This window comes from Pseudomonas sp. GM84 (genome assembly GCF_000282535.1).
Taxonomy (GTDB): Bacteria; Pseudomonadota; Gammaproteobacteria; order Pseudomonadales; family Pseudomonadaceae; genus Aquipseudomonas.
This window is the reverse complement of record NZ_AKJC01000134.1, coordinates 37897-47525: the sequence shown is the minus strand read 5'-3', so window position 1 is coordinate 47525 and position 9629 is coordinate 37897. Positions and strand designations below refer to the sequence as shown.

The following is a 9629-nucleotide window of genomic DNA, read 5'->3' as shown; positions in this document are numbered from 1 at the left end:
CCCGCGCAATGACGGCAGCGGCGGTGTGCGCTTCGTCCTGCCCAGCCGGCTCAACGAAGTGGAAACGGTGTTCGCCATGACCGTGCACAAGTCGCAGGGCTCGGAGTTCAGCCATACCGCGCTGGTGCTACCGGATGCGCTCAACCCGGTGCTGACCAAAGAGCTGGTGTATACCGGCATCACCCGCGCCAAGCACTGCTTCAGCCTGATCGAACCGCGCCAAGGCATTTTCGAAGAGGCCGTGTTACGCAAGGTCCGGCGTATTTCCGGCCTCATGCTCGAGCAGGTCTGACCCCCTCGCCGGCAAGCCGGCTCCCACAGGTCGGGTTCAGCGGTGTAACTGTGGGAGCCGGCTTGCCGGCGATAGGGCCATCAAAGCCGACACAAGGCTCCGCTCCTACAGGAGGCCATCGTTGTGCTATCGTTGCGCCGAGTTCATATAGCGTTTTGAGAGAATTCTCACATGACACGGGCCAGGGAGCGGTTGACATGCGGTGCGCTTTCTCTCGTGCTGGCCGCCCTGTTGCTATTGGCCGGCCCTGCCCATGCACAGGCGTCCCCCCCCTCCCAGCAGGCCCAAGAGCGGGCAAAGGCCGTGACCCAAGTGGTCTTGGGAATCCTCAGCTACGCGCGCTGGCCAACCGAGCCGATGCCCTTGCGCCTATGCCTGGTCGGCCCCACCGAATACGCCGACGACTTGATCAAAAGCACTGTGCAGAACGCCGGCCAGCCGTTGCTGGTTCGCCGCCTGCTGGCCGATGACCGGCAGATCGCCCAGGCCTGTGATGCCGTTTATGTCGGCAAACTCGACCCAGGTCAGCGCGATCGCCTGTTCGAGGTCATCAGTGGGCACCCGGTGGTGAGCATCAGCGAAGCCGACGACCCGTGCACGGTCGGCAGCCTGTTCTGCCTGCGGGTCGGCGACGAGCAAGTGGCTTTCGAGGTCAATCTCGATTCGGTGGCGCGCTCCGGCGTGCGTATCCACCCCAGCGTGCTGCAATTGTCGCGGCGCCGGGCGGTGCAGCCATGAAGCCGGGGAAAAAGCCAGGCGTGCGCCCGACACTGCGCTCTGTGCTCGGCCGTGGGCACCTTGCCGTGGCCTTGCTGGCCGTGGGCCTGGCGGGCATCTCGCTGACCCTGCTGGGCGTGCTGGCCCTGCGTGTCTACGCCAACCACAACGTGCACTTGATCGCCCGCTCCATCAACTACACCGTCGAAGCCGCCGTGGTATTCGACGACAGTGCCGCCGCCAATGAAGCGCTGGCGCTGATCGCCGGCACCGAGGAGGTGGCGGACGCCAAGGTGTTCAACAGTGACGGCGAGGTGCTGGCGCACTGGCAGCGCAGCGACGATGGCATGCTGGCCCGCCTGGAAGCCCAGGTAGCGACCGCGCTGCTGGACCAACCGGTCAACCTGCCGATCTTGCACAAGCAGCAGAAGGTCGGGCACATCGAATTGATCGGCCAGGGGCGCAGCCTGTTGCTGTTCCTGCTCGGTGGCCTTGGCGGCATTCTGTTCTGCACGCTGCTCAGTGCCTTCGTCGCCCTGTACCTGTCACGGCGCATGCTGGGCGATATTGTCCGCCCATTGCGCAGCCTCGCCAGCGTCGCCCATGCCGCGCGGCGCGAGCGCAGTTTCGACCGCCGCGTGCCGGAAGCGCCGATCGCCGAACTCAATGAGCTGGGCAACGACTTCAACGCCTTGCTCGACGAACTGGAGGTCTGGCACGGCCACCTGCAGAACGAGAATGCCGCGCTGGCGCACCAGGCCAGCCATGACAGCCTCACCGGCCTGCCCAACCGGGCCTTCTTCGAAGGCCGCCTCAGCCGCTGCCTGCGCAATGCGGCCCGGCAGCAGGACCACTTGGCGCTGTTGTTCCTCGACAGCGATCACTTCAAGCAGATCAATGACAGCCTTGGTCACGCCGTGGGTGACGAAGTGCTGATCAACGTCGCCGACCGTGTGCGGGCGCAGCTGCGCGAGCATGACCTGGTGGCCCGCCTGGGCGGCGATGAGTTCGCGGTATTGCTGACCCCGCTGCAGTCCCGCGAGGACGCCGAGCGCATTGCCGAGAAGATCATCGCCAGCATGCAACTGCCGATGCAGCTCGACGAGGGCGGCACGCTTACTACCTCAATGAGTGTTGGCATCGCCTATTACCCGGAGGATGGCAGCGACCCCGCCAGCCTCCTTAATGCCGCGGACGCGGCGATGTACCAGGCCAAGCGCAAGCGCCGTGGCCAGTGGCAAGCGGCGCAGACGGAACGGTCCGCCGCCGAGTTCAAGAACAGGAGCTGAACCGTGATCCATCGTTTGCGTTTTCCCTTCATTGCACTGTTGCTGGCCTTGCTGGCGCTGACCGGCTGCCAGAGCCCGCCGCCCAAAGGGCTCACGGCCGAGCAGATCGCCGTGCTCAAGCGCGAAGGCTTTGCGCCGACCGAAGAGGGCTGGGCGTTCGACCTGTCGGGCAAGGTGTTGTTCGGCAGCGACCTGGACAGCCTCAATGGCCAGAGCCAGGCCATTGTCGAGCGTATCGGCAAGGCGTTGCTGGGGGTAGGTATCGAGGGCGTGCGGGTCGATGGCCATGCCGATGCCACGGGCAAGGCGGCGTACAACCAGCAGCTATCCGAGCGGCGCGCGGGCAGTGTGGCCAAGGCACTGATCGACGTCGGCATGCCGGCGCAGAACATTCACACCCGTGGGTTGGGCAGTACCCAGCCAGTGGCGAATAACCGGACCAGTGCCGGGCGCACCGAAAACCGCCGGGTGTCGATCGTGGTGGCGTCTTACTGACAGGCAGGCTAGCTGCGGCCCAGGGCACAGAACACAACCAGTGGGAGCGGGCTTGTCCCGCGAAGGGGCCAGCTCAGACACCATCGCAGCCTGGCACGGGCTTCGCCCGTGTTCGCGGGTCAAGCCCGCTCCCACAGTGTCTAGTGCCAGCTTTGTGGGAGCCGGCTTGCCGGCGATGGGCTGCGAAGCAGCCCCCCTCAATCCTGAGCAAACCGCATCTCCCGAGTTTCCCCCATCAACAACGGCGCATTCGCCTCGGTCACCCCGCGGATGTAATCCCACAACAAGGTAATCCGCTTCAACTTCCGCAAATCCTCCCGGCAATACATCCAGAACTGCCGCGTCACCTCGATCTCTTCCGGCAACACCGTCACCAGCCGCGAATCCTGCGCCGCCAGGAAACACGGCAGGATCGCCAACCCACGCCCCTGCAAGGCCGCCGTGTACTGCGCGATCACACTGGTGCTGCGCAGGTGCGCACTGGCATTGGGGATCAGGTTGGCCAGGTACAGCAGCTCCGAACTGAACGCCAGATCATCCACATAGCTGATGAACGGATGCCCCACCAGGTCGCTCACCTGACCAATTGGCGCACGGCTGTCCAGGTAATCCTGGGTCGCATACAGGCGCAGCCGGTAGTCGCACAGCTTGCAGCACACATAAGGCCCATGCTCCGGCCGCTCCAGGGCGATGACGATATCCGCCTCGCGCTTGGACAGGCTGATGAAGTGCGGCAGCGGCAGGATATCCACCGAAATCGCCGGGTAGGCGTCGACGAAATGGCTCAGCTGCGGGGTGACGAAGAAGCTGCCGAAGCCCTCGGTGCAGCCCATGCGTACATGCCCTGACAATGCCACGCCAGACCCTGACACCTGCTCGCAAGCCATGTGCAGCGTGCTTTCGATCGATTCGGCATAGCCCAGCAGGCGCTGCCCTTCGGCGGTCAGCACGAAGCCATTGGTGCGTGATTTCTCGAACAGCAGCGTGCCCAGCGCACCCTCCAGCGAACTGATGCGCCGAGACACCGTGGTGTAGTCGACGCTAAGGCGTTTGGCGGCGCTGCTGGCCTTGCGGGTACGCGCCACTTCGAGGAAGAACTTCAGGTCGTCCCAGTTCAGCGCACTGAGGGAGGTCAGGTCTTTTTGCATGTTGATCCGGTTTTTTTGTGCGTTCTTGTTGGATGTTTGCACATCTATACTCGAAAAAAGCCCCACGACGCCACCTCGCGTTTGCACGGCGTTGGCGATCTCGTCCCGACAAAAATTCCAAGGAGAACGCAGATGAACGCACCACAATCCCCCGACAAGACCAAGGTCGAGCAGGTCAAGCTGCTGATCGATGGCCAGTGGGTCGAATCGAAGACCACCGAGTGGCGCGACATCGTCAACCCGGCCACCCAAGAGGTGCTGGCGCGGGTGCCGTTCGCAACCGTCGAAGAAGTGGATGCCGCCGTGGCCGCTGGCCAGCGTGCCTTCGCCAGCTGGCGCGACACCCCGATCGGCGCCCGCATGCGCATCATGCTCAAGCTGCAGGCGCTGATCCGCGAACACACCAAGCGTATCGCCCAGACCCTCAGCGCCGAGCAGGGCAAGACCCTCGCCGATGCCGAGGGCGATATCTTCCGCGGCCTGGAAGTGGTCGAGCACGCCGCCTCCATCGGCACGCTGCAGATGGGCGAGTTCGCCGAGAACGTTGCCGGCGGCGTCGATACCTACACCCTGCGCCAGCCGATCGGCGTGTGCGCCGGCATCACCCCGTTCAACTTCCCCGCAATGATCCCGCTGTGGATGTTCCCGATGGCGATCGTCTGCGGTAATACCTTCGTCCTCAAACCCTCCGAGCAGGACCCGCTGTCGACCATGATGCTGGTCGAGCTGGCGCTGGAAGCCGGCGTGCCGGCGGGTGTGCTCAACGTGGTGCACGGTGGCAAGCAGGTGGTGGACGCGATCTGCACCCACAAGGACATCAAGGCGATTTCGTTCGTCGGCTCTACCGAAGTCGGCACCCACGTGTACAACCTGGGCAGCCAGCACGGCAAGCGTGTGCAATCGATGATGGGCGCGAAGAACCACGCCGTGGTACTGCCCGATGCCAACCGCACTCAGACTGTCAATGCCCTGGTCGGTGCCGCCTTCGGCGCGGCCGGCCAGCGCTGCATGGCCACCTCGGTGGCGGTACTGGTGGGCAAGGCGCGTGAATGGCTGCCGGACATCAAGGATGCGGCGAGCAAGCTCAAGGTCAATGCCGGTAGCGAGCCGGGCACCGATGTCGGCCCAGTGGTCTCCAAGCGGGCCAAGGAGCGTGTGCTGGGCCTGATCGAAAGCGGGATCCAGGAAGGCGCCAAGCTCGAACTCGATGGCCGTGGTGTGAAGGTGCCAGGCTACGAGCAGGGCAACTTCGTCGGCCCGACCCTGTTCTCCGGGGTCAAGACCGACATGCAGGTGTACACCCAGGAAATCTTCGGCCCGGTGCTGGTGACCCTGGAAGTCGACACCCTCGACGAAGCCATCGCCCTGGTCAACGCCAACCCGTTCGGCAATGGCACGGGCCTGTTCACCCAGAGCGGCGCGGCGGCGCGCAAGTTCCAGAGCGAGATCGACATCGGCCAGGTCGGCATCAACATTCCGATTCCGGTACCGGTGCCGTTCTTCAGCTTCACCGGCTCGCGCGGCTCCAAGCTCGGTGATCTTGGCCCGTACGGCAAGCAAGTGGTGCAGTTCTACACTCAGACCAAGACCGTCACCGCCCGCTGGTTCGATGACGACAGCGTCAATGACGGTGTGAACACCACCATCAGCCTGCGCTAAGGAGTTCGCCATGCGTATCGCATTCATCGGCCTGGGCAACATGGGCGCGCCCATGGCCCGCAACCTGATCAAGGCCGGGCACCAGTTGAACCTGTTCGACCTGAACAAGACCGTGCTGGCCGAACTCGCCGAACTGGGTGGGCAGGTCAGCGCCTCGCCCAAGGAAGCGGCCGCCAGCAGCGAGCTGGTGATTACCATGCTGCCGGCAGCGGCCCACGTGCGCAGTGTCTACCTCAACGACGACGGTGTGCTGGCGGGCGTGCGCCCCGGCACGCCGACCGTGGATTGCAGCACCATCGACCCGCAGACCGCCCGTGAAGTGTCCAAGGCTGCGGCGGCCAAGGGCGTGGACATGGGCGATGCACCGGTATCCGGAGGCACCGGCGGCGCGGCGGCGGGCACCCTGACCTTCATGGTCGGTGCCAGCGCCGAGCTGTTCGCCACGCTCAAGCCGGTGCTGGAGCAGATGGGCCGCAACATCGTGCACTGCGGTGAGGTCGGTACCGGGCAGATCGCCAAGATCTGCAACAACCTGCTGCTGGGTATCTCGATGATCGGCGTGTCCGAAGCGATGGCCCTGGGCAATGCGCTGGGCATCGACACCAAGGTGCTCGCCGGCATCATCAACAGCTCGACCGGGCGTTGCTGGAGTTCCGACACCTACAACCCGTGGCCGGGCATCATCGAGACGGCGCCGGCATCGCGGGGATATACCGGTGGTTTTGGTGCCGAGCTGATGCTGAAAGATCTGGGGCTGGCCACCGAAGCGGCGCGCCAGGCCCATCAACCGGTGATCCTGGGCGCTGTGGCCCAGCAGCTTTACCAGGCCATGAGCCTGCGTGGTGAAGGCGGCAAGGACTTCTCGGCAATCGTCGAGGGGTACCGCAAGAAGGACTGACGAGCGAGGGACTTCATCGCGGGTCGGGCGGCTTTCCCTCTGTAACTGCGCACCAGAGGGAAGGGCGTCTGCCTCGCGATTTTTTTTGCCTGTAGTGGCCCTATCGCCGGCAAGCCGGCTCCCACAGGTACTGCACAGCCTTATTGTGGGAGCCGGCTTGCCGGCGATAGGGCCAGTGATGCCAGCAAAAATCCCGGATCAGGCAAAAACGAAATACTTGCGCACGGTCTCTACCACTTCCCAGGTCCCTTTCATCCCCGGTTCGATCACGAACACATCACCCGCCTTCAAATGCTTCGGCGCTTCACCTTCCGGGGTGATGATGCAGTAGCCCTCGAGGAAGTGGCAGAACTCCCATTTCTCGTAGTTGACCTCGAACTTGCCCGGGGTGCAGATCCAGGTGCCCATGATCTTGCTGCCGTCGGCCGACAGGTAGGCATTGAGGTTGACGGTGTGCGGATCGCCGCCGATGCGCTTCCACTTGGTGGCGTCCACGACGGGCGTCGGACAGGTTTCGCGCAGGACGGTGATGAAATCGGACATGGCACAACTCCTGGTGACTGGCTGGATGACGCGTCACCATAGGGCCATTGGCCTGGCCGCAGTTGCCTGGGCTCGACGTCCAGCTGTCTGACCGCGCTATGCCAGCGCGTTGACCTCGACCGTCACAGGGGCCAGCTCCATGCCCCCAGAGCGGGACGCACACTGTCGGCGCTCAGTTGACCCTGGATGGCGAGATGCAGGCGTATTGGTCTTGTTTCTCACCCAGCAACAGGAAGAGGCCTACTCGCAGCGGCTGGCGCATCCGCTGGTCGCCCAAGGTGTGCATAGTGTGTACTGCGCTTTGTTTTGGTCCGTTTGGTGTGTACCATACACATCGACTGCCGAAGGAAAAATGAATGCGCAGTCGTGAAGTGATTCAGCTCATTGAGGCAGATGGTTGGTACGAAGTTGAGGTGAAGGGCAGCCATCATCAATTCAGGCATCCCGTGAAAAAGGGAAGAGTGACAGTTCCCCATCCCAAAAGTGATCTGCCCAAGGGCACTGTTCACAGCATCCTGAAACAAGCCGGGTTGAAGTAGCCGATTGGTTTCACCCGCTCAAGTATCAGTGGAGACGCGCAATGAAATTTCCGGTCGTATTGCACAAAGACACCGATTCGGATTACGGAGTGACTGTTCCCGATGTCCCAGGCTGCTTTTCCGCAGGGGAGAGTGTCGCCCAGGCGCTGGAAAATGTTCAGGAAGCCCTGGCACTGCATTTTGAAGGGTTGGTCGCTGATAACGAGGCCCTGCCGCAAGCGCAGGAAATCGACGTTCACGTAGCGAATCCCGATTATGCCGGCGGAGTCTGGGCCGTCGTGGATTTCGATGTGACGCCGTACCTGGGGAAGGCCGTGCGATTCAACGCGACACTGCCGGAAAATCTGCTGCAGCGCATCGATGAGAAAGTTAAGCGCGACCATCGGTATGCATCGCGGTCAGGGTTTTTGGCCTCGGCAGCATTGCGAGAGTTGGCTATCGCGCACTGAGCCAAGGGGAAAAGGCCAACTCAAGCAGCATCACTGATCAAGCCCACCAGTAACGCACGAAGTGAAAGAACACCGGTGCCGCGAAGCACACCGAGTCCATGCGATCGAGCATGCCGCCGTGGCCTTCGATCATGTGGCCCCAGTCCTTCACCCCGCGGTCGCGCTTGATCGCCGACATCACCAGGCCGCCGAAAAAGCCCATGGCATTCACGGCCAGCGCCATCAGGGCCGCCTGCCAGAAGTTGAACGGGGTGATCCAGCACAGCAGCGCCCCGACCAGGGTTGCCAGCGCCACGCCGCCGGCCAGGCCTTCGACGGTCTTCGATGGCGACAGGTTGGGGGCCACCTTGCGCTTGCCGAACAGCTTGCCGCACACGTACTGCAGCACATCGCTGATCTGCACCACGAGGATCAGCCAGGCGATCAGCAGCAGGTTGCGGCCCTCGAAGCCCGGGATATCCAGGGTCAGCAGGGCCGGCACCGACGACAGGCAGTACACCGCGATCATCAGCCCCCACTGCACTTTCGAGGCACGTTCGAGAAAGCGTGTGGTATCGCCGCCGAAGCTGGCAAGGATCGGCAGCAGCAGAAACAGGTAGACCGGGATGAAGATGCTGAACAGGCCGTACCAGTCCATGGCGATCAGCAGGTACTGCACCGGCAGGGCGACATAGAACGCGGCCACCAGCGCCGGGTAATCGCTGCGCCGGGTCGGGGTGAGGGTCATGAACTCGCGCAGGGCGTAGAACGACACCCCGTAGAACAGCACGATCACCCCGTACTTGCCGAACAGGAAGGCGATGCCGATCACCAGCACCATCACCCACCAGGCGTTGATGCGGGCGTTGAGGTTGTCGATCACCGCGTGCGGCGCCGGGCCGGCGCGCCTCTTGAGCAGGCGGCCGATGATGCTGGCGATCAGCAACAGGGCGCCGATGCCGGCGAACAGGGAAAGGGTGTTGTCGTCCATGTCAGGCGTCCTTCGGTGCCAGGTTCAGCAAGGCCTGGCTGGCTCGCTCGAGAAAGGCCTGCTTGCCTTCATCGGCCAGCAGGTGGATGGGTTCGCCGAAGCTCAGCGTGCACAGCAACGGCAGGGGCAGGGCACGGCCCTTGGGCATGACCCGGTTGAGGTTGGCGATCCACACCGGCACCAGCTCGACCTCGGGGTTGGCTGTGGCCAGGTGGTAAAGGCCGCTTCTGAACGGCATCAGCGGTTCGTCGCCGAGGTTGCGGGTGCCTTCGGGGAAGAAGATCAGGGAATCACCCTGGGCCACGGCATCGAGCACCGGTTGCAGCGGGTTGCCCTGGCCTTCGCTGCGCTGTCGGTCGATCAGCACCCCGTTGAATACCCGGCGAATCAGAAAATCGCGAATACCGGGTCTGGCCCAGTAGTCGGCGCCTGCCACTGGACGCGTGCGCCTGCGCAAGGGGTCGGGCAATGAGGCCCAGAGCAGTACGAAATCACCATGGCTGCTGTGGTTGGCGTAATACAGGCGCTGTACCGGCTGCGGGGTGCAGCCGAGCCACAAGGCCCGGGCGCCGGTGATCAGGCGGGCGGCGGAGGTGATGAGGAAGGCGGTCAGGGCGGCGAGCATGGTGC

12 protein-coding genes are annotated in these 9629 nt (G+C 63.6%); 8 read left to right on the top strand and 4 right to left on the bottom strand.

Annotation, left to right across the window (positions count from 1 at the left end):
• The 4 genes from PMI38_RS12030 to PMI38_RS12015 all read left to right on the top strand — a co-directional run.
• Positions 1-292 (top strand): ATP-binding domain-containing protein (locus PMI38_RS12030; protein ID WP_008094218.1); only part of this gene is annotated, 292 nt, incomplete at its 5' end.
• Positions 293-463: 171 nt separating this feature from the next.
• Positions 464-1030 carry a YfiR family protein gene (locus tag PMI38_RS12025; protein ID WP_008094216.1) on the top strand — a complete coding sequence of 189 codons (567 nt, stop codon included), beginning with the start codon at positions 464-466 and terminating at the stop codon, positions 1028-1030.
• Positions 1027-2298, top strand: coding sequence for a diguanylate cyclase domain-containing protein (locus tag PMI38_RS12020; RefSeq protein ID WP_008094214.1), 1272 nt, complete (start codon positions 1027-1029; stop codon positions 2296-2298). The genes PMI38_RS12025 and PMI38_RS12020 overlap by 4 nt, the downstream gene beginning before the upstream one ends.
• Positions 2299-2301: 3 nt before the next feature.
• Complete coding sequence (locus PMI38_RS12015; RefSeq protein ID WP_008094212.1) at positions 2302-2793, top strand: OmpA family protein; 492 nt, start codon at positions 2302-2304, stop codon at positions 2791-2793.
• A gap of 197 nt (positions 2794-2990) precedes the next feature.
• On the opposite strand, the gene PMI38_RS12010 is transcribed toward PMI38_RS12015, so the two are convergent.
• Entirely contained in the window at positions 2991-3941 is a 951-nt protein-coding gene (locus tag PMI38_RS12010; protein WP_008094210.1) for a LysR family transcriptional regulator, read from the bottom strand.
• 132 nt (positions 3942-4073) lie between these two features.
• Between PMI38_RS12010 and PMI38_RS12005 the strand changes: the two genes are divergently transcribed.
• Together PMI38_RS12005 and mmsB are read left to right on the top strand one after the other, a co-directional pair.
• A complete protein-coding gene (locus PMI38_RS12005; RefSeq protein WP_008094208.1) occupies positions 4074-5600 on the top strand; it encodes a CoA-acylating methylmalonate-semialdehyde dehydrogenase in 1527 nt (508 codons plus the stop codon).
• A gap of 10 nt (positions 5601-5610) precedes the next feature.
• Positions 5611-6498 carry a 3-hydroxyisobutyrate dehydrogenase gene (gene mmsB / locus PMI38_RS12000; RefSeq protein ID WP_008094207.1) on the top strand — a complete coding sequence of 296 codons (888 nt, stop codon included), beginning with the start codon at positions 5611-5613 and terminating at the stop codon, positions 6496-6498.
• Positions 6499-6696: 198 nt separating this feature from the next.
• Here mmsB and PMI38_RS11995 read toward each other — a convergent pair whose 3' ends face one another.
• Positions 6697-7041 (bottom strand): cupin domain-containing protein, encoded by a 345-nt coding sequence (locus tag PMI38_RS11995; protein ID WP_008094206.1) that lies wholly within the window; start codon positions 7039-7041, stop codon positions 6697-6699.
• A gap of 356 nt (positions 7042-7397) precedes the next feature.
• On the opposite strand from PMI38_RS11995, the gene PMI38_RS26595 reads away from it, so the two are divergent.
• Both PMI38_RS26595 and PMI38_RS26590 read left to right on the top strand, forming a co-directional pair.
• Positions 7398-7580, top strand: a complete 183-nt coding sequence (locus tag PMI38_RS26595) for a type II toxin-antitoxin system HicA family toxin (protein WP_008094204.1) — start codon at positions 7398-7400, stop codon at positions 7578-7580.
• Between the two features lie 41 nt (positions 7581-7621).
• Complete coding sequence (locus tag PMI38_RS26590; RefSeq protein WP_008094202.1) at positions 7622-8029, top strand: type II toxin-antitoxin system HicB family antitoxin; 408 nt, start codon at positions 7622-7624, stop codon at positions 8027-8029.
• Positions 8030-8066: 37 nt separating this feature from the next.
• On the opposite strand, the gene PMI38_RS11985 is transcribed toward PMI38_RS26590, so the two are convergent.
• Positions 8067-8999, bottom strand: a complete 933-nt coding sequence (locus tag PMI38_RS11985; RefSeq protein WP_008094200.1) for a phosphatidate cytidylyltransferase — start codon at positions 8997-8999, stop codon at positions 8067-8069.
• Between the two features lies 1 nt (position 9000).
• A complete protein-coding gene (locus tag PMI38_RS11980) occupies positions 9001-9624 on the bottom strand; it encodes a lysophospholipid acyltransferase family protein (protein ID WP_008094198.1) in 624 nt (207 codons plus the stop codon).
• Positions 9625-9629 lie beyond the last annotated feature (5 nt).